Consider the following 26,656-nt stretch of genomic DNA (forward strand, 5'->3'; position numbering starts at 1 on the left):
GCGTATTTAGCCCCCGGTTTCTGCTAATTTTAAGCTCCATACCGGATAGGGTTTTCCTGCACCATCATAAGGATATTTTTTTATTATCCTGAATCCGGCCTGGTGATAAAACTGGTAAGCCGCAGTATTTTGTCCGTTTACATCTACCTCTTTGATTTGTTTATCTCTGATGGCAAAGTTGAGCAGTTTTTTTCCGAAACCCTTCCTCATGCTATCGGGAGAAATGAACAGCAAACGGATTTGATTGCCAGAGAATCCAATGAAGCCTTTCATGAGTCCATTCTCCTCAGCTGCATAAAGTTTAGTTTTATCGAGATACTGGTTCTCCATCAGGGCGCGATAATCCTGGATGTCCTGGTCGTTAAGAAAATCGTGACTTTCCCTAACCGATTTTTCCCAAAGCTCAAGTACCTGCTGATGTTCAGGTCTGCCAATTCTTCTGATTCCCGCAGGCGTTATTTCGGTGAACAGGCCTTTTACGAAATCTGTTATTTTATCAAAGCTATTCATCGTTATGCTGATTAAAAAAACAATAACCGCCATTATGTGGCCAGCTGAAAAGCCGATTTGCTTGTTTTACTTTGCGTTACCATCTCCGAACGTATTCTGCTGAGTGTTTCCAGCCGCATGCCTAGAAATGACGCAATGTATTTCAGGGGAACACGTTCCAAAAGATGGCCATAACTAATCAGAAAGCGGCTATACCTGAGCTTTGCTGTTGGCAACCGGGCAATAAAGGCCCGTTCTGAAGCGCCCTGATAGTAAAGTTCGGTCATTTTTCTCCCTACGTAGTTTGCTACAGGGAAGTGCTCATATAAATATAGCGACATTTCGTGTGGAATGGCAATTGCCAGAACAGGTTCTATCGTTTCGATATATTCTTCTGATTCGCCACCGTGCCATAAATTGCTGATGGTTCCTGCGAGTTCCTGCTCTACAGCGATCCAGGTGGTAATCTTTTTACTTTCTGCTTTGATAAAGCCGTGCACGGCTCCTTTGAGGATAAGAAAAATATATTTGTTCCGCTTTAAAGGAGAGGCGATATGTTTGTTTTTTGCAAATTCTACCGGGAAGGTTTGTGTATTGATTACTTCTTCGATTTCAGTATTAAGCGGATGAAAAGCTTTGAAAACGGGAATGATAGGAGACTGGCCCCCAAAGGGTATCCAGCGGTCAGCAAGGGGTGTTGGCGTCAGATTCATTTCAGTGAAGTTCAAAAATCGTAAAAAGATTACATTAAAAAAAGCACATCATGTACAACTCACTAATTATGGCATTAGCTAAACGAAATTTATCGTTTATATAGCGTAAACAGCCTGCTACACGATTTGGTTTATTGGAATTATACACCTTGGAGGTGTAAAATATGTCGTGAAAAATTACAATTTCGTATGTATATTCAGAATTTTAAAACAAAATTGCCCTCCCGGTGATTTTAGATATAAATTGATACCATGAAAAATATTCTTTTTACATCATTTGCCGCCACAGTTCTGTTTTTATCTTCTTGCACCGGAAAGAAAGCTGATCAGGAAAATGCCGACAGCACTTATCAATATCCTGATACCTCGAAATTAGATAGTACCGTAAAAGATACCACGCCGATATTCGCTGACTCAACAACGAACGCTCCAGCTGACGCAAAGCATTAAGATTATCTTTGTGAACAGATAATATCTAAGATAGGCTTTATAGTTCTATTTCACCTGTTCTGCTGCACGGATGCGGCTAAGTGTCTCCATTCTCATGCCCAGGTAACTGGCCAAGCATCGCAAAGGTACGCGATCCATCTGGCTGGCACCGGATTGTAAGAAGGTTTCATATCTGTCGGCGGCCATTGGTATTCTGGCCAGTATAGCACGTTCAGATGCCATATAATAGTGTAAGGAGAATATTTTTCGGCCAACGATGTGTGCTTCAGGATATTTGTTGTAGGCCAGCTCGATAACGCTATAGGGAATGCGGATTAATGTGCAGTCTTCCAAAGCCTGCAGGTATTCTTTAGAATGAATTTCAATGCCATCGGTATGACGGATGGCGCCAATAAGTTCCCCTTCAAAGGCAAAGCGGGTGGTGATGTCTTTACTGCGGTCTTTTACAAATCCGCGCACGCAGCCAGAAATGATGAAGAATAACGATTCATTTTGGTCGATTGGCGAGATAATAAACTTGTTTTTTTTGATTTCAATTACACTGCATTGCAGGAGGTAATCCAGCTTTAAATTATCTGGGACTGGGTGAAGATTCTCAAAAAAATTGAACAAAGGATCAAGGAAAGTAGATTTTTGCATATGATTTATTAAGATATCCGACATCATTAGACTAATAGCTATCATATACGAATTATTCCCCAAAGTGGTTTTGAGAAATATTCACAAAAAAATCATTAATTTTTTTCTTTTAAAAAATCTGAGTAATTTATATCTTGCAATCCTAATCAAACCTATAAAGTAAACATTAAAACATTATTATGGCATCAGGTACAGTAAAATTTTTCAATGAGTCGAAAGGCTTTGGTTTCATCGTTGACGATGAAAGTAAGAATGAAATCTTCGTTCATGTTACAGGCTTAAAGGATCAGATCAAAGAGAATGATTCAGTAACATTCGAAGTAAAAGACGGTAAAAAAGGTATTAACGCGGTAAACGTTAAATTAGCATAAAGACTAATTGCTTTCTTTTGAAAACGCAGCCCTAACCAGGCTGCGTTTTTTTTTACTCAAAAAGCTGACTTTTGTATAGGAAACAGCCAGATATTTTTACCTTTGCCCTGCTTTTGGTTCCTTAACTGATGTTTTGGATTAAAAGGGAATCCGGTGTAAATCCGGAACTGTCCCGCAGCTGTAAGCTCCATAACGGATTTCCATTCAGTTTGCCACTGTGCTTTTTTTGAGCACGGGAAGGCTGGAAATACCGGGAGATAAGTCAGAAGACCTGCCACTGGCACTGGTTATTTACACCCTCGGGAATTGGGGTTTAGATACATAATCTGTTATTCAATTATATTTTAAAGTCCTATCGTTACGAGCCCGATTACTCAAATGATAACGGAACCGGCGTGTAATTTACGGCGAAATAAAGCTGATATGCCGCTTTCTGTTTTCCTGAAATGCTGTCTAATTACGGCCCTTAGCCTGCTTTGCAACCATCTCTCCGCGCAGCAAGCAGATTCAGCAAATGTCAACCATCTAAGAGAAGTCAGGGTACAGGGTAAAAAAACAGGTACTTTCAATAGTTCTGCCAGTCCGGCCCAGGTAATGGGGGGTGAGGCGCTGCAGCGATTAAATAGTTTCTCTGTTGCAGATGCCCTGCGTTATTTCAGCGGGATTCAACTGAAAGATTACGGGGGCGTTGGTGGGTTGAAAACCGTGAACGTACGGAGCATGGGGAGTAACCATACCACTGTTTTTTACGATGGCGTTCAAATGGGGAATGCTCAGAATGGGCAGGTAGATCTGGGTAGGTTTTCTTTGGATAACATGGAAGAAGTATCGTTGTATAGCGGGCAAAGAAGTGAAATCTTTCAGCCTGCAAAGTCCTTCTCATCGGCAAGTTCGATTTACATGCACAGCCGGCAACCGCAGTTTGCCGGTGATGAAATGAGTAAGCTGAGATTGAGTATGAAAGGAGGATCCTTCGGCCTTATCAATCCTTCGGTTTTATACGATCAGAAAGTAACAAACCATACTGCACTTTCGTTGAGCAGCGAGTGGGTAAAGGCTAACGGTGAATACCGGTTTCGATATACGAATGGTGTTTATGATACCACTGCCCTCCGTAATAACACGGATATTAATGCTTTGAGGGCAGAGCTTGGGTTTGCCGGGGTGTTAAAGGATAGTTCAAGCTGGTCGGCAAAGGTTTATGCTTATTCATCTGAAAGGGGACTACCGGGAGCAATTGTAGCGAACAGGTTCGATTACCATCAGCGGCAGTGGGACAGAAATTTTTTTATTCAGGGACATTTTCAAAGCAATGAAAACAAGCGTTATGCCTGGATGTTCAATGCGAAGTATGCCAACGATTATCTTCGTTATCTGGATCCTGATTTTGTAACGCTCGATGGATTCCAGGATAATAGATTCAGACAGCAGGAGATCTATTTATCAGGTGCCAGCCGGTATTTCATTTCACCAGGATGGGGTGTTTCTTTATCTGCCGATTATCAGTGGAATGGTTTGGATGCAAACCTGTATCGTTTTCCATATCCCACCAGGCACACGGTGCTCGCTTCATTGGCTTCAGAACTCAAGCTGAATGATTTTAGTTTTCAGGCATCGCTACTGGGTACATTTGTTTTCGACCGGGTGAAGGCGTATAACAGCGCCGGAGATAAACAGGAGTTTAGTCCGACACTGATGGCAACCTATCATCCCTTTGCGAGCAAAAAGCTAATGTTCCGGGCGTTTTACAAGAACGTTTTCAGACTTCCTACTTTTAATGACCTGTATTATACCTTTATTGGAAACGCACTGCTCCGGCCGGAGTTTACCGATCAGTATAATCTGGGTTTTACCTACACTTTAAAACCTGCAAATGTAGCGCTGGTTTCGTTCGCTCTGCAGGCAGATGCCTATTACAATGAAGTTAAGGATAAGATTGTGGCAGTACCAAGTGCCAATCTGTATCGTTGGACGATGTATAACATTGGCAAAGTAGCGATAAAGGGCGTTGAGATGAATATTCAAACGTTTTGGAGAATAGCCCAGAATCTTATTGTTAATGCATCCATCAGTTACACCTTTCAGCAGGCGAGGGATGTCACCGAGGGGGAAATTTATCCGTTTAATATCCCCTACGTTCCGGTTCATAGTGGCTCATTTGTTTGCAGTTTGGACTGGAACAGGCTGAAATTCAACTACAGTTATATTTATTCAGGTTATCGATACAATCAGCTGAGTACTGTGAACAACGCTGTTTACAATTATATGCAGCCCTGGTATACTCATGATGCTGGATTGGGCTACGGTATGAAGATATCCGGGAGGCCGATGAAAATGAGCCTGGAAGTCAATAATATTTTTAACCAGGACCGGGAAATGATTGCAAATTTCCCTATGCCGCGCCGCTTTTACCGTTTTAAAATAAGCTTTACGATATGATCAAGAACAAAATACCTTTACTTGTAAGTCTCCTTTTTATTGCGCTGCTGGGGGCGTGCAGGAAAGACCCGGGCGTAATCCCGGAGCAGAATCAAACTGCTTTCCCTGCAAATCCGCTGAGTGTGGTAAAGGGTATGTATGTACTGAACGAAGGCAATATGAACATGAATAAGGCATCGCTTGATTATGTTGATTTGCGCACTGGCATTTACCGTCGGAATATTTACGGACAAGCTAATCCTGAGGTTGTTAAAGGCTTGGGAGATGTGGGGAATGATATTGGGGTGTATGGATCGAAGCTTTATGTTGTGGTTAATGTTTCTAATAAGCTGGAGATTCTGGATGTTAAAACAGCTAAGAAAATCAAGCAAATTGACATTCCCAACTGCAGGTACATCGCTTTCGATAAAGGCAAAGCTTATGTGAGTGCTTACCTGGGTAAAGTAGGCGATCCGAATGCGCCGAATGGTAACATTTCGGAGATTGATACCGCTACACTTGAAATCAAACGTAAAGTAGAGGTTGGGCGCCAGCCTGAAGAAATGGCCGTTGTTGGAGAAAAACTATATATAGCCAATTCAGGTGGTTATAGTCCGCCAAATTATGAGCGGACCATTTCCGTAATCGATCTGACCAGCTTTACTGAAACCAAAAGGATTGATGTGGCCATTAATTTAAGCAGGTTAAAAGCCGACCGATATGGCGATTTATATGTGACATCTAGAGGAGACTATTATAACATCCCCTCCAGATTGTTTGTGATTGATACCCGTACTGATCATGTTAAAAAAACTTTTGAAATTGCGGCCAGTAACCTGTGGATTGATGAAGATACCGCTTACATCTTTGCGACTGAATGGAGTTACATTCAACAAAAAAACACCATCAGCTATTCGATGATTAACGTTAAGGATGAAACGGTTATGAGTAAAAAATTTATTACCGATGGAACCGATTCGCAGATAAAAATTCCTTACGGGATCATTGTTGATCCCCATACCAAGGATGTTTACGTAAGCGATGCGAAGGATTATATTACCCAGGGTACACTTTATTGTTTCGATGCCAATGGTAAGAAGAAATGGTCTGTTATTACAGGAGATATTCCGGCGCATTTCACGTTTGTGTATTAAAGATTAAATTTTACCTTTGCCACGCTTTTGGTTCCCGGCTTTGTTCGGGATTAAAAGGGAATACGGTGAAACTCCGTAACTGTCCCGCAACTGTAAGCGTCATAACGATTTTCTATTCTCGCCACTTTCGTGTTTCAAAGCATGATGGGAAGGCAGAAAATCGGACGTAAGTCAGGAGACCTGCCTAATTGCATTATGATTTGTAGTCCTCGGGGATTGGGACTAACAATGAGACTTTAAGTTTAATAATCATTTTTTAACCAGGTTTTGTCGCTGCTTTTGCCGATGAGGTTGAGCATGTTGAATTATACCCTGCTTTATGCGTGTGTATTTTTCAGCTGCCGTAAATACTTTTACTATGAAAATCAACTTTCCCGGAATTTTGATTCTATCCACTATGTTGCTGATTTCCTGTAAAAAAGAGGTGAGCGAGGTAAAGGAGGAAGAGAATCCGGTTGTTCATTCATCTCCCTACATCAATAAGATTTACGAATTCAAGCAGGCTCCCGGACAGTTTACCAACGACCTGGTTAAAACAGATATTCTGATCGGTAGCGCGGGCAACGGCCTGGTTTCACTTGGGGCTTACGGTGGTTTTATTGTTTTTGGTTTTGATCATCCGGTTGAAAATGGTTCAGGTGCCGATCTGGGAATTTATGGCAATCCCTTGATTGCTTCGGGTATGGAATTCTCTGAGCCTGGAATTGTTTGTGTGATGAAGGATGAAAATAAAAACGGTTTACCTGATGACACCTGGTATGAGCTTGCGGGGAGTGAGTATAATGCCTCTACAACAATTAAAGGTTATACCATTACCTACCACAAGCCTGCTACACTGAGTGATGATATCCGGTGGACAGATAACCAGGGTAAGGAGGGGCTGGTATTGAGAAACCAGTTCCACAGCCAGGATTATTTCCCGTCCTGGGCAACGGGCAATACCATCTCCTTTAGCGGAACCCTGGTGAAAAATACGCTGGTGGCTGGGGCTATACTCAGCAATAAACCATTGGCATATGGTTATACCGATAATGGTTCGAACGAATACCTCGCCTTGCAGGAACAATTTGGCCGGGGTTACAATACATTTGATATTGACTGGGCGGCAGATGCTGCGGGGAGAAAAATCGCCTTAAGTACAATCGATTTTGTGAAGGTGTATACGGCACAGAACAATAATGGAAACCCTTTCTATCCGGATCTCAACAATGAGCGGTCGAGGTACATTGGTGAAATCTCAACCGAATTTGGAGGTGCCGCAGATCTGAAGCTTTTAAAATAAAATAATATACAAATGAAACATTTCAAAACTAAAAAACTATTAATTGGTGCTGTATTGATCAGCTCGGTGCTTTACTCATGCAAAAAGGATACCGTAGAGGAACCAGTTACAGATACCGCTGCACGTAAATATGAAAATGGTTTTTTTGTCATTGGCGAGGGCTCTTATGCTCAGAATTCGGGTGCGGTAAGTTTTTACCGCTATGGCGATGATACCCTTTCCATCCGCGCTTATGAAAAAGAAAATCCTGGAAAGATATTGTCTAACACGGCTAAAACTTCTACCCTTCAGTTTGCATCGGTAATTAATGGCAGCATTTACTTACTGTGTAAAGTGAACGGGCCTATTGTGAAGGTAAACGAATACACTTTAAAGGAGGAGGCCAGATATGTACAGGAATCCAGTAACTGGAGAGGCATCATTAAGGTAGAGGGCACAAGGGGTTTGGTGAGTGCGAACGATGGCGTTTACCAGATTGATCTGAACACCCTGGCGATCCAGAACAAATTATCTGCGGTTGGTGCAGTGAATACCGGCGACATGTGGAAAAGGGGCGATTATGTTTATCTTTTACAATCTAACGGCGCCAAAATTGTATCCGCGGGTAATTACTCACTTGCTAAAAGTTATTCAAATATTACACGGGGATTTGCCCAGACTCCAAATGGCAAAGTATGGGGATCTACCGGCTCGCGTCTGATAGCGATTGATCAAAATCTTGATACTGCCGGTGTAGCATTGCCGGTAGCTGTAGGTACATTTGGTCTTGATGCACCTACCAGGCTCACCGCATCGACTAAGGAGAATGCAGTTTTCTACCATTCAGGAACTTCTATCTATAAATATGTTGATGGTAATGCATCATCTTTAAGTCAGCCATTCATTACCATTACGGACACTCCTTTTATGATTTACGGTGCTATCCGTTACGACCGGAATAAAGATTATATCGTGGTCAATGGCATTCAGGGCTATGGGGCTGCCTCAACCGTTAATTACCTCCTGATCTACAACGCCTCAACCGGTGCCTTGGTTAAGAAAATCAGGTATGGAGGCGATGGTGTGGTAGCAGATTTCAGCAAGATATTTTTTAACGACATCGCTGTCTTCCACTAATCTTAATTATAGTTACGTTCTCTGGCGCTACCCAAGTCATTGGGGGCGCCTCTTTTGTTTTCGGGCAAGGTTTGAGAGCTCATCAGTCATCTACTGTATTAACTCCCAGGCAAGTTATGGTCAATTTCGGGAATTTTACGGGTGGTGTTGTGGCCACGTTTTGGTGTGCGCTGACGATTTTGGAGGCAGCAGGGGGTAACCTTGCGCAGTCCCCGGCGGTGCTAAAAGCCTTCGTAGTGGAGCATTCCCGAGGTAGACCCGGAGTTGTGTTGCAGTTGTTGTGAGGTTGGTGTAGACTGGACGTGGACAGGGGGTAGACTTGAGGTAGAGAAAAGGTGGACTAGTTAATAAATTTTTTGGGGACGTGATCATCAGGAATATCGATGATGACCTTGAAAGAATATAGTGCTAATGTAGCAAAAAAAGAGGAGATTACATCCTGATTTTTTATTGTAAAAAAGATAACTTAGTTGATATGAAAAACATAACCTCTACTTTCAAATTCCTCGTTACTGTATTGATGCTCGGTATATGTAACCAGATAAATGCGGCAGAACTTACCATCAAGGTGACAAAACAATACCTGAATTTGCCTATTTCGCAGCAGCAGGAAAGAAAAAAGATGACTTTTGAGGTGAATGGTAAAGAAGAGCGGTCGTTTGTAATCCGCCTAGCGAATGGCGCTCCTGAATACTGGGTGTTTTGTGATGTAACTGCGTTGAAAGGGAAAATGATTAAAATCAGTTATGAGGGTGATGGAAGTGGCTTGACTAAAATCTATCAGGCTGACGAAATTAATGGACAGGATGTTTTATATGAAGAGAAAAACCGTCCACAGTTCCATTTTACCACGAAGCGGGGCTGGATCAACGACCCGAACGGAATGATTTTTTATGAGGGAGAGTATCACCTGTTTTATCAACATAACCCCTATGAAAGAGAGTGGGAAAATATGTCGTGGGGACATGCAGTGAGTAAAGATATGGTACACTGGCAGGAATTGCCTACCGCTTTGTTTCCGGATGCTTTGGGTACCATGTTTTCGGGTTCGACGGTAATTGATTATCAGAATACTGCTGGTTTCAACAAAGGAAAAACCCCGGCAATGGTAGCCGCTTACACGGCAAATACAGCCGACAAACAAACGCAGTGCATTGCTTATAGTCTGGATAAAGGCAGGACCTGGACGAAGTACAGCGGGAATCCGGTTATTGATTCGAAGGCAAAATGGAACAGCGTAGATACTCGGGACCCCAGAATATTCTGGTATAAACCGGGCAAGCATTGGGTGATGGTATTAAACGAGCGTGACGGGCATTCGATCTATACTTCGGATAACCTAAAAGACTGGGCGTATCAAAGCCATACAACGGGTTTCTGGGAGTGTCCGGATTTGTTTGAATTGCCTGTTGACGGGGATCAAAGCAAAAGAAAATGGGTGTTGTATGGGGCATCGAACAATTATATGATCGGGTCGTTTGACGGGAAGAAGTTTACACCTGAGGCCGGGAAATACTACTCTGTTACCGGAACGATATACGCCGCTCAAACTTTTACGAATATGCCGGAATCAGATGGCCGCCGTATCCAGATTGGCTGGGGCAGGGTGAATCACCCGGGCATGCCTTTTAACGGTATGATGCTGTTGCCTACGGAACTGAAGCTAAAGACCACAAAGGATGGCGTACGTTTATTTAGCGAACCTGTTAAAGAGACTGAACAACTGTTTACTCGATTGAATAAATGGTCGGCTTTAAGTGCTGATCAGGCAAACAGTCATTTAAAACCTTTTGCAGATGAAGGCACACTACGCATCAAAACTAAAATCAAATTATCGCATGCGACGAGTGCAGGTATTAGTTTAAACGGGCAGAAAATATTGGATTATGATATGAATTTTAATCTGGTGAACGGAATGTTTTATTCTCCTGAAGACCTGACGAGCATGGAGCTATCTGCTGACATTTACATTGACAAAACATCAATTGAGGTTTTTATTGATGGTGGTGCTTATTCATATTCAATGCAGCGTAAAACAGACGATCAGAATAAAGAGGGCTTTCGTTTCTGGGGGACCAATATTGAGGTTAAGGCACTGGAAATGTTTTCAGTGAAGTCAATTTGGAAGTAGCGGCAGGGAAGGCACAAAACGATATTGGCATAGCTAACTACCGTTTTGTGCCACTTGCTTTATATTTTATTGCTTTAAAGAAATGAGGTTAATCCAATAAGGTCCATGTTTTGCGGGCCTGTACCTGTTGTACTACCTGCTGTTCGGCAACGACGATATTTTCCTTACGCTGTCCGATATATTCCAGTCCGCTTAACTTATTCCATAAGGCTACGAGAACAGATAAGAACTCGTTAACGGTTACCATAGACAGATGGATTTGTTTATGGTCGTACACCAGCTCAATGGTTTTAGCAAGCAGTTCTTCAAAATTACCGGGGGTAACATCTTTCCATTCGTAGAAGTATTTTAACAATTCTTCCCGCTCGCGTGGATCGATTAACTTGATCGCGGTGAAGAAGATGTGCGCCAGGCTGGAGAAATATCCTACCAGCATGGATGGTGATTCGCGGTGTGCCACATTGCGGTAATCGTAAAAAATAGCGGCAATGTAGTCGACCACTTTTTCGGAGATGAGGCGGATATTTTTGCCCAGGGGTGTGATGTTATCTCTCCCTCCGGTTTTGTCGATAATTTTAAAAGAGGCCAGTTGCAGATCATTCAGCAAAACACTGAACGTTTCGTAATAGCGGATTAAGGCCGGGTGACTGGTTATGGTTGCACTAGGTGCAATATATGATCTGTTGATGGTTAGTCGGCCATTTTCATGGTATACCTGACCTATGGTAAGGAAGTAGTTGTCGGGTACCTGACTGGCGATTTCACTTTCGGGTAATACCACAATGCTATAAGCTTTTGCCAGTTCGGGATATCGCAGGGGGCTTTCTTCAGGATCAGGAATTCCTGCGGGCACCCGGTTGAAGGGATTTACGACGAGGAGGATTACATAATTGCGTGGTTCAGACTGTCCGAAATAATGGTTGTGGACCAAGTTGTCCATGGCATCGCTCTGGAGGATATCAATGTGGCAACCTTCAGGGGTTACGGCATTACAATATTTAACCCTGATTTCGATGTGATTTGTTGCTTTCTCCGTAATCTCGATTTCATGGGAGCTGTTGTATCCGGCGAAAGGGGGTAGAAAGCCGTAATTACTGTTATTGAGGTGCAGAGATGCCGCATCGCGCACAAAATCTTGCAGATAGAGGTCGCTGCTGGTAAAATGACCGCTGGAGAGTTTCATTCCATTTATCCAGTTAATCGGCTTATATCTCAAAGGCTTAATCATAGTAAATGTTTTTTATAGGTGAGATTAAATAAAGATAGCACTTTCTCCGGTCTCGTGAGGTACATTAACGTTTTCAGACACCCGTTTGGCGTAAATAGTCATTTTTTCTGAGATGCCGTTCTGAGCGATGTCCAGATCGGGATCAATGAACAGGTTGCGTTTAAAAAAAGAGGTTTTTACAAAAAAGATCCACCGGTAACCATCCTGATGATCGTCTCGGAATTCGACGGGGTTTTTGGCAAACTTGAGATTGTAATCGTCGATAAACTTATGGAACCATACGCCAAAGTTCATATTTGCGGGTGCTTTCACCTTTACCTTAAGAGGCTCGGGATCGCTGCTTTTTTTATAAAGTTCCAGTTCAAGAACCAGGAGTTTATTGAAATCGATGTGATCCATATTGATATCCAGGGGCACATCAGGGTACTTCCATATTTTGTAAATTTCGGAAGGAATATTGAGCAGGGATACATAAGCCCACCAGAAAATAAGCGGAACAAAAAACCAAGAAATACTGCCTGCGCCCCACCAGCCAAAATTGACATCGCTGAGCCAGTTGAAAGCCAGCTGATAAAGGTAAACGGCTAATAATGCGGAGATGAATGCGGCAAAGAAAATGAAAACTTTGCGATCAAGGAGTGGTTCAGGATAATATTTAGAGAGCAGATAAACCATTAAAATACCTGCTAAAACATAATAGATACAGCAAATAATGTATCCCCAGGGCATAAAATTAAAATTGAGGAAACCTAAAAAGCCGGGCAACGCTAAAATGATACCACTGAGCAGAACACTTACGATTAGTTTTTTGTTATTGAGAAACTGGTTCTTCTTATTGATGATGGAAAGTACCGCTGCGGATACCAAAAAAATTAACGGAAATAAGAGATAACGTATAAAAAATGATTGAACGTCCATTGTTAAATTAGGTAAAGATGTATTGCAAATATAGTATCTTTAAGAAATGATTCTAATCCTTATTCTTAGTGATAATATAAATTTAACGAATAACAAAGAAGCTAGCTGAATGTTTAAATGAAAAAGGCAAAGATTGTAAATAACGAACTTTTTACCGATTACAAAGCAGCTGTGCATGCTGCTGATTTGATAGAGCGCGGGGTTATTCATGCAGATGCACTGGAGATTATCCCGATAGGGGGTGATCGGAGGGCTTTCTCTAAAGACATTGCGGAGACGGAGCAATACTATAGTGAACGCAGGCGACAGGACAGGTTGCGCATACTGGTAAACAGGGAGGGTTTATATGACATGTTGCCTGAAGGCTTATTTCATCGCCCGCCGAGAGGTTCATCGGGAATGGATGAGGAAGGCATGATCAAAGACATTAAGGAGCGAAGGGAAGAAGAAAAGGAAGCCCGTTTATTTTTCAGTCCTTTTGATGCCGAACTGAACCACGCCCGTTTGATTGGGGAGTTATATGAGAATAAACTGGATAAGAAGACCACGTATCCGCACCTTAATCAGATTTTTGAAAACAGCTGGGATGAGTTTAGTTTGCTAAATAAAGAGCAGAGTATCATCTGGATGCATTTGCTTCCGGAAATACAAACCCGTAGGAATGACATTCCTTTTGTATCTCAGGTATTAACCGCACTGTTTAATATTCCGATTCAGATCTCGGACATTTCCACTCACATTAAACCAGAGCCTGTAGCGGGGGATATGCAGATGGAGCTTGGTAAGAGTGATTTAGGAATCGACACCATTATTGGTAACGATTTTATGCCCGATTATGAGTTGCTGAATATCAGTATCGGTCCTGTTTTACCTGGAGAACTGGTTGGTTTTATGCCCGGGCATAAAAACCGGGAGATCATGGATATGGCTTTAAGCTACCTGATTCCCCTTGAAACCGAGGTGTTGGTTGACTTACTGGCCGACCCCGATTTTCAGGAAACTACTTTAAGCGAGAATGGAGAAAATGCGTATCTCGGATATACCGTATTTTTATAACCAAAACATTTTTTAACCCTGTGATGCAAAGCTGTAACCAGGCGTTTTAAGCATCATCCTGAAATGTATATTCATTGTGCTCCTTGATTTTATTTTCGACAGCGTGAGGTCTAAAAGCTCATTCCAGCTTTCGGTGGACAGGCCGGCGAATGGAGCTGGTTCAATGATGATATCAGTGGTTTTGATGAAACCTGAATTAGGCTTATTATCGAGTATTAAGCCTTTTGCCAGGGTTACCCCTACAATTTTATCAGCGAGTTCGTACTTACAAAAGCTAATGATATCCGCACGTGTAATTAATCTGTCGGCCGTTGTTAATCCATATTTATAGGCCTGCACCCTGTTGGTTGCTGTAAGTTTGGAGCGGCCGCCTTTGGTTTGGGTAAGAAACTGGATGCTTTCTGCATTCAGTTTCGGGTTGTTATAAGCTGCAAGTTTGTTCCCTGCGTTGATTTTATTGGCTTCTTCCGCCTGTGTAACCCAGATATCAAGAAATACGATATCGGCATCGTCTAAAGGTTTGAGTATGATGTAACTGGGTAACTCTTTCACAGCGCGAAGCGCAGAACGACTTTTCTGCTCAATGAGTGCGATATTCTGTTCCAGGTTTTTAAGTGTGGTACTCAGGAAATCAGGTCCGTAGGCGGAGAAAGCGGCCTTCTCATCACGCAGCAGTTCAAATAAATAATCCATCAGTTCTTTGGCATTCCGTGTATCGAAACGTTCTGTACCTCCATATCTTAAAGAAAAGGAGCCATCTCCTTTTTCATTTTCGTTGGTGTAGGGGATTTCATTATAGCTTTTTCCTTTATTATCTCTCAAACTCTCCACGGCCAGCATGTGCTCAAGCTCTTCCGTTTTGATAGGAATGACGTTGTTCATGGTTTTGAGGCGGTGTTTTATCTGGTGCAGTTTTTTATTTACTACCGGAAAAGCGTTGATGTTGATATGCAGTTCATTCAGCATTTCCTGTGTGATGGAAGCGGGCAAAACGAGTTTTAACCAGAGTACATTTTCAAGCTGTTGCAAAGTTGCCGGCTGAAAGACCTGATTAAAATCTGCAGGCCATTTTTCTGATTCGGATGAAATAACATCATTCAAATCGGCAAGTGTGATAAATCTGTTGCTATAGAAATGGAGCACGTCGGCCTTAATAAGACTGAGTAATTGTTTATGGTGGAAGGGCGCATTGACCTTAAAAGCAGACTGGTCATCCATGAAACGATCTGTGTAGGCAGTGAGTTGATTGGCTTGGTAAAACCATTTTCCAAGTGCGAGCAACTCATAGGTATTCTCCGGAACGGCATAATTTTTCCAGTCAAAAAAGAAATTTAGCCTATCCAGCTCCATCCAGTGTTTGATACCGGATAGTCCGATGTAAAGGGTATTTTTCTCAAGGGTTGAGCTGGCAAAGTTGCCTGTAAGGGGGATTCTTTGATTTTGTTCTATTTTATGGATAAGGCTGCCTGTAGCTACATATTTCACTGCACCTTTGAGTATTTTTACCTGATGAAGCGGGCTAAAGAATATATCTGTTTTCTTGTTTTTATCATCGTCCTGAATTTGGATGTTCTTTTTAAACGCGAACTGGGTATGGACGGAAATGAGTTCTTCGTTTTCAAGCGGGCTGGCCTGTACGATGGCATGGGCCGGAAGCGCAGATGTGAGGTGATCTGGTGCGAGTATTCTGCTGATTTTGTCAAAGATTCTGTTTTCCAGGTTCCTGACATCGTTGGTTACATTGAAAAGTTCGTTACTTAAGGCATCGATAATCAGTTTGATTAGGGGATCGAAGTCGTTACTGTCTTTAATATTCCAGAAATCTTCTGCATTTTTTAAGATTCTGTTTCTGATTTCTTCCTTTGATGAATAAAAACCTGGTTTCATGTGTACAATATTTTGGGCGATAATTTATTAAGTAGAGAGTGGGCTTAAAAAAAGTGCGATGTTGAAAAAATATTTTTCACCTGTAGTCTTTATCATACCGCGAACACTAATATCCACCTTTTTTTTGATCTCAGTAATTTTACGGAGTGGGTATACATTCTCCACTTCGGTGATCCTTACCTCCACCTCGATCTGATAAATGCGTGTTTCGTATTCACTGATGGACTTCTGTAAAGATTTCCGGAATTTTTCTTCCCATATGCTTTCACTTACAATAAGTTCAAAATCGAGATCCCATATCTCACAACCAAAATTATGGTTATAGCGGTTTTCTCCATAACGTGTGAAGATAATCAGCTCCAGGTGATTTGAAATAGACTTTCCTAGGTCAGTAGTCTGAAGATCAGCGTCTAGAAAAAGCTTATTAAAACGGAAAGGCTTAGCGTAATAATTTTCAGACATTGAGAATTTGGCTTAGTGTTTGTTAAAAGTAAAATTAATCATTAACAATAAAAAACGTTTTAGTTCCAAACAACAAAAACATGAATTTGTTATAGATCAAAAATTAATCCGAATTTTTGTGGACGGTATAGTGGAGGAAGAAGTCGGATTACTTTTACAACAATGTAATAAATTAATATCCACTCTCTATGAGACCTATTAATGCACTCGAAATCCGAAGCTCTTACTGGCGCTTCATTCTCAGTTTTACTTTTTTAACGGCATTTTCTTTATGCTGTATTTATTTGTTTTTCGCCGCTTCTGATAAAGAATATGTTTTATTGGAGCAGAAGGTAAAAGAGACGGAGCAACTTTCTTCACTCCGGAAAGAAATCAATACCAATTTTGATCTGATCCTGTTACGTTTTAAAGAGCTTTCGAAATACCGGAATTATAATGCAGATGAACTGAGCAAACAGGGTATTTTGCTGGGTGATATTCAGAATGCCAATTACCGGATTAAAGACCTGATTGCTAAAAAACCACATTCCAGTATTAGTTTTGATCTGTACGATAAACTCAACAATAACGTGGGTGCTATGGCAGGTCTTCAGGATTCCTTATCAGATAGCCGCTTCAGCATAGAAAGTTACCGTGATCAGCTCGATCATTGTTTAAAAGCTAACCGTACCGCCGTTACCAGAATTCGCAGTGGCCGCTTTGGCCGTTAATTTACGAACATGATAAAACTTAGTTTAAAAGAGAGAAGAGAACAATTTTTGTTTTTCTGTGCACTTTTTGTGTTTGCCGTTGGACTATTGAGTTTCGGCATTTTTTATACATCCAACTCCCGCTACGAGATATCCAAGCAGGAGCTTGAAGTAAAAATAAGTGAAAATCAGGCTTTTGAGGAAATGGTTAAAGAGACCATGCCAGCAATAGACTCCTCCTACAAGCAGATTATCCGTTTTGATCCGAATGTGCAGGCCGTTTTTCTGAGAAGTGATATTCAAAATCAGCTTAATTCCATCAAGGCGGCCTATGAAAGAAAGGCTGCCGATTCGAGATATAAAACCTTTATTCAGACCTCCCAGCTTTATGATATTCTGTTTTATGATAAGCAGGAGTTAAAGGGCAATTTGCGAGACGTGGAAGGATTGAAAAGGAGTCTGGATGACTGTGTAATATCCCGACGACAACTACAACAAACGATTTCTACCCAAAAATAAAACATAAACATCAACCTATAAAAACGCTAATATGTCTGACACTAACACCAAACAGGTCAACTCGAATTCGCAGGGCTACGTGATTTTATACATCCTTCTTGCTGTACTACTGCTCAGTGGCCTGATTTTCCTATTTAAGAGTTCTCTATTTGAAAAAAGATCAATCGAAGCTAGAATTTTAAAAGACGAAATTTATTTAAATGAAGATTTAGTATACACCGATAATACGCCAAAGGCTGCCAAATGGCAGTGGGAGTTTGGGAACGGCGAGAAATCGAATACGCAAAATGGTTCCTATCATTACACCAAACCAGGGTCGTACATTGTGCGGCTTACTGTTGACGGCGAGTTAAGAGAACAGTTTCCTGTAAATGTGCGCGACACCATAAGGAGTATTGTAGATAGTGTACTTACGATAAGCGGGCCCACAGCGGGCGTGGTGAACGAGGAGGTAAGGCTGGAAGGGGATGGCGAAGGTAAAAACTTTGAGTGGTCGTTTGGCGAAACAGGAAGGGTTGATGTAAAGGGTAAAACCGCGCTTTACACCTACCGGGCACCTGGGAAGTATGTGGTACGCTTAAGATCAGATAAAAGTGCAAGACCTATTTACCATACGATTCTGATTACCGATCCGAATTCTGAAATCGTTCAGGACCTGGTTGCGCCGGGCGATGGCGAGCGTAAAACCATAGACGACATCCGGGCACGTTTACAGGCTATTGCCAATGGAGCTGATTTCAATTACAATTACTATTACCTAATTAATAAATATATGTGTGGTAATGAAAAAGTAACGGTAAATGTGGAGATGAACGGAAAGAAAAAACAGACTGACATTTACTCGTATTGTATGGGCTTGACTTTTGGGGGAGAGATTGCTGTTGATGAGGCGCAGCTCACCATCAAGCCAAACTCATCTTGTGCCAGTCTGGTGAGCATCAAGCAACACTCTGCTACAGCACAACCCACACCACCAACTAATTCGGCAGACGTTCAGGCCAGAAACTAATCCTAACTCTACATCTCACCTAAAATATCATTGTATTGACTATGAAAAAATATTATGCACTCTCGATACTTCTTTTAGCTGTGTTTACTGCGCAGGCACAATCGCCTGCTGCTTTCGGAAAGAAAGTGAAGTACATGCCTAAATCATATGAAAAACCTTCGGAAACGATTAATGTAAATGAAAGTACCAGCAGCAGCAGTTTGCCCTGGATTGTATTTTCTGATCGGGATGATAACTACACCACGACTGCACCCGGTGGAAGTTTAATTATGAAAAAGCTGAATTTTATGGAGCCATTTTATGTTTCGAAAGAAGATAATGGCTACCTGAAGCTAATTAAGTACAAAGCAGGGATGATCAGGGGAAGAAAGATTAATGACAAAAAAAGTGCGATTAGCTACGGATGGATCCCTAAATCGAAGTTATTGCTTTGGCAACGTTCTTTTTCGAACCAAAAAAATGGTTATGCCAAGAAAGCAATTGGTATCATCAATGGGAAAACACCGTTGAGTGAGGCTAAGTTTTATTATGATACGACCGATTCTATTCTGGTTTACAATACACCTGAACTGAAAGACCGGAGGACCAAGGTTCGTTTGCATGAAATTGCCTATATCTATAAAAAGAGTGAAGACGGTAAAAAGTATCTGATCGGTTCATCTGATCAGCTGGTTGCCGACAGTGCTTTGAGGAGCATTTATGGATGGGTATCGGCTGAGGCAGTGCACAGCTGGGGAGACCGTTTGTACATCACCTCAAACAAACCTGGGAACTATGATGTAGACGATTCAACATCGACCGCGATTAAAAGCGGCTTGAGCGGAGCCGGGAAGTTTGTGGTTGATCCGTTATTGCAGCCTGAGAACCTGATATTGAGGAGTGTTCCGGTTTTAGCCGATCAGGACGGTACTTATTCTGTTGGTTTGGCAAATGATGTTTATAATAAAAAAGACAACCGGCTTTTAACGATCAATGGTTCATCATTAACTTTCCAGGATTACCTTAACTTAAGAAAAAACAAAAATAAGGTTAATGTGGTATTTGTAGTTGATGGGGGGAGTGCGATGACAAAGTATTTTTCGGGTATGACCAATACCATTTCTTCGTTTGAAAATATATTGAATGATTTCGGCCATGGTACCAAGGTAAGCTATGGTGGTGTGGTTTACAGGGGAAATGGTGGTTGTTCGGTTCCGGGTATCTTTGTAAACAACATCCAGAACGATTACCGTGAACTGATGTCGTTTCTGATTAACCAGGCAAAAAATACAGATAGGTGCAACGGTGAGATCACCGATCAGCCGGTGTTCTCTGCAGTTAAAGCAGGGTTAAACTTATTTAAAAATAAAAAGAATGAAACCAACCTGATTATTCTGGTAGGCAGCACCGGTGATTCAGGCGGCACCAACAACTACCTGATTAATGAGCTGAGCGAGCAGGTAGCTGTGGCAGATGCAAGAATACTGGCTTTGCAGGTTTACAGTGATTTTAATCAATCGTTCAACAATTTTGTTATCCAATCGCGTAAGCTGGTTTCAGAATCGGCGATCCGGGCAGCCGATTACCGGAAAAGTATTATGGTTAAAGGAGAAGGTCTGAAAACGTTTCAACCCTACAATACGAGTTTGCAGGATTCTATTTCCTATTACCTTGATTACCCTACCAATAGTCTGATTCAGGGCGGGGTCGTTTTCCCGACTAAAGGATCGGTAAACTCAAATCAGAGTATGGGTATCGCTTTAAGGCGTTTTGTGAAGCAAACGAATATGGATATTTATACGCAGATAAGCTCACTGGACAGTGCCTTCCGTTTAACCGGTATTGCACGTAAGAACCTATCGGCTGATGTGGAGGGTATGTTGAATCAGCCGGTTGGTGCGGAAGTTGCGGATCATATGCCGCATAATGCGTTTAAATATTTTAGTGCAGGCAATTTTTCGGGCGATGCGGTGAAAAACAACCGTGGTTCGCTGCAGTATGCGATTGTATTAAATGATATGGAATACAAGCAGATTACAGATATTTTCTCGGTCATGCTGGGTGAGAATCTTCAGCAGGATCAGTCTTCTTTCAGGAGCAAGCTGGTGAAGAACTACACGCAGCTTCCGAAGCAGCTTCTGGGCATGAAAGTTTCATCTGGTACGGTTAAATCCATGACACTTGCGGCCTACCTTAAGCTGGTAACCGGTTTACCGGTATCAAACGAAATGTTGAACCAATATACGGTTGGGGATTTGAAAAACAGCTCAAAAATGCCTTTGCCACAATTTGAAGCTTACATTAAGTTATTGAGCCAGTCGGTGCAACAAATAAAGCATGCCACCCAGGTGGAGCAGCAGTTTTTATCGAACGGAAAAACCTATTACTACATTACCGAAAACAATTTTAACCCGGCTTTAACGCCAAACACCAAATAGCTATGGCCATTACAAATTTAAGCGAGTCGGTTAAAACGGCATTGCATATTGCACAGTCGCTGGCGAAGGAGTACCGGAATGAGCGTTTCACTGCTTCCCATCTGCTGAAGGGACTGATGCATAAGGATGTGGGATTGAGGTCGTTCTTAAGCTCGATTGGAAAGGATGAAGAATACATCAGCGAATGGGCTGAAGTTCGGATTGATGAACTGGAGAAAACGGCCAATGTAAATGAACAGGTTAGTGGCGGGCCGGAGATTGCTGTGATTTTTGAAGAGGCCGACAATGTGCGGATTAAACTTGGATTAGACCTGGTTACCCCTGTTTGTGTTTTAACCGCACTGTGTAAAGCTGGTGTGGGCTTTCAGGCCGATCAGTTGAAGTCGTTTCCGATTAAGGAAAGAGAGATTCTGGATTTATATGTTAAAGACGAAGAGATCAGCCGTGCAGTATCGCCTGAAAAGGGGGGAGCGCTAAAAGAATCTAAAACCACGGGTAATGCCCTTTATAAATTTTGTATTGACCGGTTGCAGCAGGTGAGGGACGGAAAAACAGACCCGATTATTGGACGTGATAAAGAAACGCGGATGATGATGGAGATTTTGTGCCGGAGAACCAAGCCAAATGTGATTTTAACCGGGGATGCAGGTGTTGGAAAAACAGCGCTTGTTGATGGTTTTGCAATTGATTTAGTGGAAGGAAATGTTCCTGAAAGTTTAAAACACGTGCAACTTTTTGAGCTTGATTTAGGGTCTTTGATTGCGGGTGCATCTTACAAAGGTGAAATTGAGGACCGTTTAAAAAACATTATCAAAGAGATTAAGCAATTTTCTAAAGCCGTATTATTTATCGATGAGATACATACTTTACTCGACAGTAAAGGCCCGGTGGGTGCCGGTATCGGTAATTTGCTGAAGCCGGAACTTGCCAGGGGAGAAATAACGGTTATTGGTGCAACAACGATTGATGAGTACCGGAAGATTATAGAACCTGAGCAGGCTTTTAGCCGGAGGTTTGAAGTTTTACAGGTAAATGAACCCAATGAAGAAAGTACTATCAAAATGCTGGAGAAACTGGCTGTAAAATATGAGGAGCACCATGTGTTGAGTATTGACCGGGATGCCTTATCGGAATGCGTACGGTTGGCTAAACGCTATATGAAAGACCGGAGGCTGCCTGATTCTGCATTCGATTTACTGGACCGGACGATGGCTGCGATGAAGATGATGAATGATACATCGGACCGTGCTATTGAGGGTTTGACTTCGGAACTTGAAACATTGCGGGCCGACGGGAATTTGGATGAGGCTGCAAAGTTTGCCGACTATAAATGGCTTTACAGTTTGCTTCAGAATAAACTTAGTCCGGTTTTATTGGGCCGACTGACGGATGAGACCCAAACCGATGCCTTTGAAACTGCCGAAGAATTTGAAGCATACCTGCAACATAGTTTAGATGATTTGAAAATTTATGCGGCCGATAAACGCGACAGGATCACGAAACAGGACATTGCTTCGATTGTGTCGTACAAAACCGGAATTCCAATGGGGAAACTGCAGGCTGGCGAAAAAGAAAAGCTGCTGAATATGGAGCAGTATTTAAAGAAAAGAGTTGTCGGTCAGGATCAGGCTTTAAAAGCTGTTTCTGACGCAATTCTGGAATCGAGGAGTGGTTTAAACAAAAAAGGCCAGCCTATTGGTTCATTTTTTCTGCTGGGACCAACGGGTACCGGTAAAACGGAGCTTGCAAAATCTATTGCTGAGTTTTTGTTTAACGATGAAAAAGCCATGATCCGGTTTGATATGTCGGAATTTAAAGAAGAGCATAGTGCTGCCTTATTATACGGTGCGCCTCCGGGCTATGTTGGCTACGAGGAGGGTGGTTTACTGGTGAATAAAATCCGCCAGCAACCTTACTCTGTTTTGCTTTTCGATGAAATTGAAAAAGCCCACCCTTCGGTATTTGATACCTTTTTACAGATTCTGGATGAAGGCCACATGCATGACCGTTTAGGTAAAGAAGGTGATTTCAGCAATTCACTAATTCTTTTTACTTCGAATATCGGCAGTGAATGGATTGCAGAGCAGATTGCACAGGGTCACGTGCCTGTTTCCAACCAGCTGATGGAGGTGATGGCCGGACATTTCCGCCCAGAATTTCTGGCCCGTATTTCGGAAATTGTGCCATTTGCGCCGATCAATGAAAGTAATGTGGTTCGGATTTTCGAAATCCAACTGCAGAGCCTGATTGAATCGCTGGCTAAACAGGGCATTGCTTTTGAAATTGCTGAAGATGCCAAAAAAATGATTGCACTGGATGGCTTTACGCCTAAATATGGCGCGCGGCAGTTATCGGCAGTGATCAGGAATTTACTGCGCCGGCCGATTTCTAAATACATCATTTCAGGTGAGTTGAAGAAAGGTTCGGTCATTAAAGTGAGCAAGCATCCTGAGGAAGAAAAGCTGGAATGGGAAATAGTTGAGCCAGCGGCTGTTGCATTGGAACAAAATTTGAATTAAAACGTTAAGTACATATAACTTACAAAACCATTAACCTTAAAATCTACATACTATGTTTAATTATGAAATTGGCGGTAATGAGCGCAAGGTGGACACGTCGGAAGCCTTTGCTGAAATTGCCCACAACAAAACGCTTTTTGTACAGAAACTGACCGATAATGAACCTATAAAGCCAGAAAAAGTTGAAGGATTGAAAACCGTGAAGGAAGTATTTGATCATTATAAGCCGAGTGTAAAGGTAGCCTTTGAAAAGCAAGATGGCTCTACTGTGGGTGAGACACTGAATTTTAATGAGTTGGGCGACTTCGGCGTGAAAAATATTATTAATCAAAGCAGTTACTTAAGCGATGTTAACATTGAACGTGAAATGTCGCTTAATGTGATTAAGCAACTCAAATCGAACAAAACATTGAAGGCCACACTGGATGATGAGGAAACAAAAACTGCATTCATTAGTGCCTTAAAGAATTTTGTGGACGAATTGGAGCAAAATAAATAGTTAACGATCTAAAACTTTAGTTATGTCAAATCCTCAGGAATTACAAACCGAACAAAATAACGATCAGGCTGCATATCGGTCAGCTGAGACGAGAACCATAGAAAAAACGCCTTTAAAAGATAACCTGGAACAATTGGCCAGGGTTGGAGGTTTCGATTTACTAGAAGCTACCGTAGACGGTCTTCAGAATTTAAACCCTGAACGTAAGGCCAGGAAGCAGATTTTTTTAACGGGTGATGAAAAGAAAAAAGAGCGGGCAGAATTGCAGAAGAAACTTCAATTGTGGATTGATGTTCTGGAATCGTCGAACTCTGTAGCTGACATGGTTGAAAAGAGCACGGAAAAATTAGCTGCTGCAGAAGAAAATTTAAATAAAAACATTGGTACTGCTCTTGAAACGACAAGAGAACTGGAACAGGCTTACCGTTCTGTCCATTTGTTTTATAAAAATACCGAGTCAGATAAACTGAAAAATGTGGTGTTGCTTAATGCTTCGATGGATCAGATCAAAGATCTGGATAATCCACGTTTCATTGAATATGTTGATGATGAACTGAAACAGAATTACGACCGCCTTGATTTGCGTAAGAATTACTCTTTAGTGGTTGTTCCGGGGTATATGGGATCGAATAAAGTGGTAGAACGCTGGGGTAAAATCGCGCACAACAACAAGGCCATGCTGGTAACTGACTTTGCGGATCTGGATCAGCCGGATGATGTACTTGACTTATTTACTGCTGCTAACCTGACCGGGGGAGATGCCTTCCGTTCGAACGTGATTATGACCTGTAACTGGTTAGTTGGCAGGGGTAAAGTAGCAGAAGTTGGCGAGGAAGATGATTTGACGGTTCCGGGATCGGCGGCACTTGCCGGCAAGATGTATTATACATTAATGTCGCAGGTTACAGCAGGTAAGAAACATGGTGCAATGAACGAAGTTGACGGGGTAAAATTCGATTTGAAAAAAAGCGAGATCTCCCATCTGGAACGCGTTGGTTTAGTGCCTATGGTAAATGAATATGGTAAGGTGATGGCTTTCTCTGCTAAAACTTTGTTTAACGGCGACAATATCGGGCTACAAACTTATTCGGTTGTGAGGGTATTTGACTACATTACGAAAGTTTTATTCGATTTTCTTAACAGACGGGCATTTGAAAACTGGACATCGAAAACCGAACAGGATTTGCGTGGCCAGATTGTGAAGTTTCTGGATGGTATTCAGGGTGCTGACCGATTGATTGAAAGGTTTAAGATTATGCGTTTCGAGCGTGATGAACAACAAAAAGACAGGATTCACCTGGATATTCACATTACGCCATACTTCCCTGCCAAGAGTTTTGTGGTGAAACTAGATGGCCACAAGGGTGAGGATGAAAGTACCACCTGGAATACCGCATACGACCAGCAATAAGCTGAATTTAATCTGACATATAAAGAACCCAGCCTAAAAAGCCGGGTTTTTTATTGGCATATCTATTGGAGTTAACAAATTCTTTATAATTTTGTAACGCATCGGCCAGATCAGATTAATCCATAAAATGAAGCAAGTACTTATCCTAAACGGGGATATTGAAAAAACCGAGTCTACAAATTTCCTGATTAATGCCTATAAGAAAGGTGCTGAAAGTGCAGGTGCAACAGTAAAAGAATTGGCCATAATAGATCTCATTTTCAACCCCAACAAATTATTTAACAACCGGCAGATTGCTGAGCTGGAACCAGATTTGCAGAAATCGCTTCAAGCCATCAGGCAGAGTCAGCATGTGGTATTGTTTTGCCCGGTGTATGTAGATCATATTCCTGCAAAAATCAAAGGTTTTTTCGATCGTTTGTTTATGCCTGACCAGATTTTCAGCTCACATCAAAACATCAATAATAATTTCAGTGGCCGTTCAGCGCGCATTGTTTCTATCCTGGATGAAGCTACTTTTAAGGAATGGAAAGCGAATAAAAAAACCACTTATTTATCAATTAAGAAGCCGGTATTTGAAAAATGCCGAATGAGTCCGGTTTTGACGAATACGATCGGCGCTTTACATTCACTGGATAACCATTATAGTCAGAAATGGCTGGTCAAAATGGAGAAGTTTGGCAGTCAGCTGATTTAATGAAGATTTTTAAATATGGAGGTGTAGAAAAAAGCTACAGGTTGTTGCCTTTTTCTACAGAATTCATCATTTTGCGATTGTATTAGAAAAAATACATTTCTTTTTTACCTATCTCCTGGAGTCTGTATTTCTATCAGGCTTTCTACTGTAGCCCAATTCTGACTTGGTCTTGTCTGTTCAAAGCTGAAAACGTCTACATATAACCATTTAGCGAAAATTCTATCGCGTGTTTTTGGCCTGATCTTTGGTTAATATGGGATAGCGGCGGAGGCTGCAAAAAATCAATTTTATTTAACCTTTAAATTTTAAAACTATGGCTTTCAAAGCTAGATTAAATTTTTCAGGCAAGGAGTACGATGTGCTTCATTGTGCCTATGCGTTAAATCGCGATGTAGATGCTAAGGGAAGACCTTCTTCCGGAGTCTATGGCGGAACCATTGATATTGAGATCGAATCGACAGAGGACACCTCAATTATCGAAGCAATGGTAAATAACCAATACAAGCCTATTACAGGAACCCTTCTGATCAAGAAGACAGAGGAAGATGCCAAAATGAAAGAAGTAAACTTCGAGGATGGCTA

At 41.8% G+C, this 26,656-nt stretch carries 24 protein-coding genes and 2 riboswitches; of the genes, 17 read left to right on the plus strand and 7 right to left on the minus strand.

The window, feature by feature from the left end:
• Positions 1 to 6: 6 nt before the first annotated feature.
• Both AC570I_RS04905 and AC570I_RS04910 read right to left on the minus strand, forming a co-directional pair.
• Positions 7 to 510, minus strand: a complete 504-nt coding sequence (locus AC570I_RS04905) for a GNAT family N-acetyltransferase (RefSeq protein ID WP_497404618.1) — start codon at positions 508 to 510, stop codon at positions 7 to 9.
• Positions 511 to 542: 32 nt separating this feature from the next.
• Positions 543 to 1,202, minus strand: coding sequence for a Crp/Fnr family transcriptional regulator (locus tag AC570I_RS04910; protein WP_047797279.1), 660 nt, complete (start codon positions 1,200 to 1,202; stop codon positions 543 to 545).
• Positions 1,203 to 1,454: 252 nt separating this feature from the next.
• Between AC570I_RS04910 and AC570I_RS04915 the strand changes: the two genes are divergently transcribed.
• Entirely contained in the window at positions 1,455 to 1,652 is a 198-nt protein-coding gene (locus AC570I_RS04915) for a hypothetical protein (RefSeq protein WP_497404619.1), read from the plus strand.
• Between the two features lie 45 nt (positions 1,653 to 1,697).
• Here the strand turns inward: AC570I_RS04915 and AC570I_RS04920 are convergent, their stop codons facing one another.
• Positions 1,698 to 2,291 carry a Crp/Fnr family transcriptional regulator gene (locus AC570I_RS04920; protein ID WP_497404620.1) on the minus strand — a complete coding sequence of 198 codons (594 nt, stop codon included), beginning with the start codon at positions 2,289 to 2,291 and terminating at the stop codon, positions 1,698 to 1,700.
• A 179-nt stretch (positions 2,292 to 2,470) separates the two neighbouring features.
• On the opposite strand from AC570I_RS04920, the gene AC570I_RS04925 reads away from it, so the two are divergent.
• The 6 genes from AC570I_RS04925 to AC570I_RS04950 all read left to right on the plus strand — a co-directional run bounded on the left by AC570I_RS04925 (position 2,471) and on the right by AC570I_RS04950 (position 10,763).
• The gene (locus AC570I_RS04925; protein ID WP_047797277.1) at positions 2,471 to 2,662 is read left to right on the plus strand and encodes a cold-shock protein; all 192 of its coding nucleotides are present in this window, start codon (positions 2,471 to 2,473) and stop codon (positions 2,660 to 2,662) included.
• A 97-nt stretch (positions 2,663 to 2,759) separates the two neighbouring features.
• Positions 2,760 to 2,955, plus strand: a riboswitch (cobalamin riboswitch).
• A gap of 130 nt (positions 2,956 to 3,085) precedes the next feature.
• Complete coding sequence (locus tag AC570I_RS04930) at positions 3,086 to 5,101, plus strand: TonB-dependent receptor plug domain-containing protein (RefSeq protein WP_497404621.1); 2,016 nt, start codon at positions 3,086 to 3,088, stop codon at positions 5,099 to 5,101.
• On the plus strand, positions 5,098 to 6,234 hold the full coding sequence (locus tag AC570I_RS04935) for a YncE family protein (protein WP_497404622.1): 1,137 nt from the start codon (positions 5,098 to 5,100) through the stop codon (positions 6,232 to 6,234). Before AC570I_RS04930 ends, AC570I_RS04935 begins: the two co-directional genes overlap by 4 nt.
• 11 nt (positions 6,235 to 6,245) lie before the next feature.
• Positions 6,246 to 6,436, plus strand: a riboswitch (cobalamin riboswitch).
• Between the two features lie 156 nt (positions 6,437 to 6,592).
• Positions 6,593 to 7,516, plus strand: coding sequence for a PKD domain-containing protein (locus AC570I_RS04940; RefSeq protein WP_497404623.1), 924 nt, complete (start codon positions 6,593 to 6,595; stop codon positions 7,514 to 7,516).
• A gap of 12 nt (positions 7,517 to 7,528) precedes the next feature.
• Entirely contained in the window at positions 7,529 to 8,632 is a 1,104-nt protein-coding gene (locus AC570I_RS04945; RefSeq protein ID WP_497404624.1) for a DUF5074 domain-containing protein, read from the plus strand.
• Between the two features lie 475 nt (positions 8,633 to 9,107).
• Positions 9,108 to 10,763: a glycoside hydrolase family 32 protein gene (locus AC570I_RS04950; RefSeq protein WP_497404625.1), complete on the plus strand. Its 1,656-nt coding sequence runs from the start codon at positions 9,108 to 9,110 to the stop codon at positions 10,761 to 10,763.
• A gap of 88 nt (positions 10,764 to 10,851) precedes the next feature.
• Here the strand turns inward: AC570I_RS04950 and AC570I_RS04955 are convergent, their stop codons facing one another.
• Both AC570I_RS04955 and AC570I_RS04960 read right to left on the minus strand, forming a co-directional pair.
• A complete protein-coding gene (locus tag AC570I_RS04955; RefSeq protein WP_497404626.1) occupies positions 10,852 to 11,991 on the minus strand; it encodes a hypothetical protein in 1,140 nt (379 codons plus the stop codon).
• A 24-nt stretch (positions 11,992 to 12,015) separates the two neighbouring features.
• On the minus strand, positions 12,016 to 12,909 hold the full coding sequence (locus AC570I_RS04960) for a TssN family type VI secretion system protein (protein ID WP_497404627.1): 894 nt from the start codon (positions 12,907 to 12,909) through the stop codon (positions 12,016 to 12,018).
• A gap of 117 nt (positions 12,910 to 13,026) precedes the next feature.
• Between AC570I_RS04960 and AC570I_RS04965 the strand changes: the two genes are divergently transcribed.
• On the plus strand, positions 13,027 to 13,965 hold the full coding sequence (locus AC570I_RS04965) for a type VI secretion system baseplate subunit TssG (RefSeq protein ID WP_497404628.1): 939 nt from the start codon (positions 13,027 to 13,029) through the stop codon (positions 13,963 to 13,965).
• A 12-nt stretch (positions 13,966 to 13,977) separates the two neighbouring features.
• Here the strand turns inward: AC570I_RS04965 and AC570I_RS04970 are convergent, their stop codons facing one another.
• The gene (locus AC570I_RS04970; RefSeq protein ID WP_497404629.1) at positions 13,978 to 15,852 is read right to left on the minus strand and encodes a type VI secretion system baseplate subunit TssF; all 1,875 of its coding nucleotides are present in this window, start codon (positions 15,850 to 15,852) and stop codon (positions 13,978 to 13,980) included.
• Between the two features lie 27 nt (positions 15,853 to 15,879).
• Entirely contained in the window at positions 15,880 to 16,314 is a 435-nt protein-coding gene (locus tag AC570I_RS04975) for a GPW/gp25 family protein (RefSeq protein WP_047797271.1), read from the minus strand.
• A 188-nt stretch (positions 16,315 to 16,502) separates the two neighbouring features.
• Between AC570I_RS04975 and AC570I_RS04980 the strand changes: the two genes are divergently transcribed.
• From AC570I_RS04980 to tssD, 9 genes are all read left to right on the plus strand, one after another.
• Positions 16,503 to 17,024: a type VI secretion system TssO gene (locus AC570I_RS04980; protein ID WP_047797269.1), complete on the plus strand. Its 522-nt coding sequence runs from the start codon at positions 16,503 to 16,505 to the stop codon at positions 17,022 to 17,024.
• Positions 17,025 to 17,033: 9 nt separating this feature from the next.
• Positions 17,034 to 17,522, plus strand: coding sequence for a type VI secretion system transmembrane protein TssO (locus tag AC570I_RS04985; RefSeq protein WP_047797268.1), 489 nt, complete (start codon positions 17,034 to 17,036; stop codon positions 17,520 to 17,522).
• A 31-nt stretch (positions 17,523 to 17,553) separates the two neighbouring features.
• Complete coding sequence (locus AC570I_RS04990) at positions 17,554 to 18,531, plus strand: PKD domain-containing protein (RefSeq protein WP_497404630.1); 978 nt, start codon at positions 17,554 to 17,556, stop codon at positions 18,529 to 18,531.
• 41 nt (positions 18,532 to 18,572) lie between these two features.
• A complete protein-coding gene (gene tssR / locus AC570I_RS04995) occupies positions 18,573 to 20,948 on the plus strand; it encodes a type VI secretion system protein TssR domain-containing protein (RefSeq protein ID WP_497404631.1) in 2,376 nt (791 codons plus the stop codon).
• A gap of 2 nt (positions 20,949 to 20,950) precedes the next feature.
• Positions 20,951 to 23,467, plus strand: coding sequence for an ATP-dependent Clp protease ATP-binding subunit (locus tag AC570I_RS05000; RefSeq protein WP_497404632.1), 2,517 nt, complete (start codon positions 20,951 to 20,953; stop codon positions 23,465 to 23,467).
• A 52-nt stretch (positions 23,468 to 23,519) separates the two neighbouring features.
• Positions 23,520 to 23,966: a hypothetical protein gene (locus AC570I_RS05005; RefSeq protein WP_047797264.1), complete on the plus strand. Its 447-nt coding sequence runs from the start codon at positions 23,520 to 23,522 to the stop codon at positions 23,964 to 23,966.
• 22 nt (positions 23,967 to 23,988) lie between these two features.
• On the plus strand, positions 23,989 to 25,377 hold the full coding sequence (locus AC570I_RS05010) for a DUF5458 family protein (protein WP_047797263.1): 1,389 nt from the start codon (positions 23,989 to 23,991) through the stop codon (positions 25,375 to 25,377).
• Positions 25,378 to 25,504: 127 nt separating this feature from the next.
• Positions 25,505 to 26,074, plus strand: coding sequence for an NAD(P)H-dependent oxidoreductase (locus AC570I_RS05015; protein ID WP_497404633.1), 570 nt, complete (start codon positions 25,505 to 25,507; stop codon positions 26,072 to 26,074).
• A gap of 313 nt (positions 26,075 to 26,387) precedes the next feature.
• On the plus strand, positions 26,388 to 26,656 hold a 269-nt coding region (gene tssD / locus AC570I_RS05020), incomplete at its 3' end, for a type VI secretion system tube protein TssD (RefSeq protein WP_057933299.1).

This window comes from Pedobacter sp. A2324 (genome assembly GCF_059693705.1).

Coding starts and splice junctions, on each gene's coding strand:
- AC570I_RS04905 (WP_497404618.1), bottom strand. CDS start 510: ATGAATAGCTTTGATAAAATAACAGATTTCGTAAAAGGCCTGTTCACC.
- AC570I_RS04910 (WP_047797279.1), bottom strand. CDS start 1,202: ATGAATCTGACGCCAACACCCCTTGCTGACCGCTGGATACCCTTTGGG.
- AC570I_RS04915 (WP_497404619.1), top strand. CDS start 1,455: ATGAAAAATATTCTTTTTACATCATTTGCCGCCACAGTTCTGTTTTTA.
- AC570I_RS04920 (WP_497404620.1), bottom strand. CDS start 2,291: ATGCAAAAATCTACTTTCCTTGATCCTTTGTTCAATTTTTTTGAGAAT.
- AC570I_RS04925 (WP_047797277.1), top strand. CDS start 2,471: ATGGCATCAGGTACAGTAAAATTTTTCAATGAGTCGAAAGGCTTTGGT.
- AC570I_RS04930 (WP_497404621.1), top strand. CDS start 3,086: ATGCCGCTTTCTGTTTTCCTGAAATGCTGTCTAATTACGGCCCTTAGC.
- AC570I_RS04935 (WP_497404622.1), top strand. CDS start 5,098: ATGATCAAGAACAAAATACCTTTACTTGTAAGTCTCCTTTTTATTGCG.
- AC570I_RS04940 (WP_497404623.1), top strand. CDS start 6,593: ATGAAAATCAACTTTCCCGGAATTTTGATTCTATCCACTATGTTGCTG.
- AC570I_RS04945 (WP_497404624.1), top strand. CDS start 7,529: ATGAAACATTTCAAAACTAAAAAACTATTAATTGGTGCTGTATTGATC.
- AC570I_RS04950 (WP_497404625.1), top strand. CDS start 9,108: ATGAAAAACATAACCTCTACTTTCAAATTCCTCGTTACTGTATTGATG.
- AC570I_RS04955 (WP_497404626.1), bottom strand. CDS start 11,991: ATGATTAAGCCTTTGAGATATAAGCCGATTAACTGGATAAATGGAATG.
- AC570I_RS04960 (WP_497404627.1), bottom strand. CDS start 12,909: ATGGACGTTCAATCATTTTTTATACGTTATCTCTTATTTCCGTTAATT.
- AC570I_RS04965 (WP_497404628.1), top strand. CDS start 13,027: ATGAAAAAGGCAAAGATTGTAAATAACGAACTTTTTACCGATTACAAA.
- AC570I_RS04970 (WP_497404629.1), bottom strand. CDS start 15,852: ATGAAACCAGGTTTTTATTCATCAAAGGAAGAAATCAGAAACAGAATC.
- AC570I_RS04975 (WP_047797271.1), bottom strand. CDS start 16,314: ATGTCTGAAAATTATTACGCTAAGCCTTTCCGTTTTAATAAGCTTTTT.
- AC570I_RS04980 (WP_047797269.1), top strand. CDS start 16,503: ATGAGACCTATTAATGCACTCGAAATCCGAAGCTCTTACTGGCGCTTC.
- AC570I_RS04985 (WP_047797268.1), top strand. CDS start 17,034: ATGATAAAACTTAGTTTAAAAGAGAGAAGAGAACAATTTTTGTTTTTC.
- AC570I_RS04990 (WP_497404630.1), top strand. CDS start 17,554: ATGTCTGACACTAACACCAAACAGGTCAACTCGAATTCGCAGGGCTAC.
- tssR (WP_497404631.1), top strand. CDS start 18,573: ATGAAAAAATATTATGCACTCTCGATACTTCTTTTAGCTGTGTTTACT.
- AC570I_RS05000 (WP_497404632.1), top strand. CDS start 20,951: ATGGCCATTACAAATTTAAGCGAGTCGGTTAAAACGGCATTGCATATT.
- AC570I_RS05005 (WP_047797264.1), top strand. CDS start 23,520: ATGTTTAATTATGAAATTGGCGGTAATGAGCGCAAGGTGGACACGTCG.
- AC570I_RS05010 (WP_047797263.1), top strand. CDS start 23,989: ATGTCAAATCCTCAGGAATTACAAACCGAACAAAATAACGATCAGGCT.
- AC570I_RS05015 (WP_497404633.1), top strand. CDS start 25,505: ATGAAGCAAGTACTTATCCTAAACGGGGATATTGAAAAAACCGAGTCT.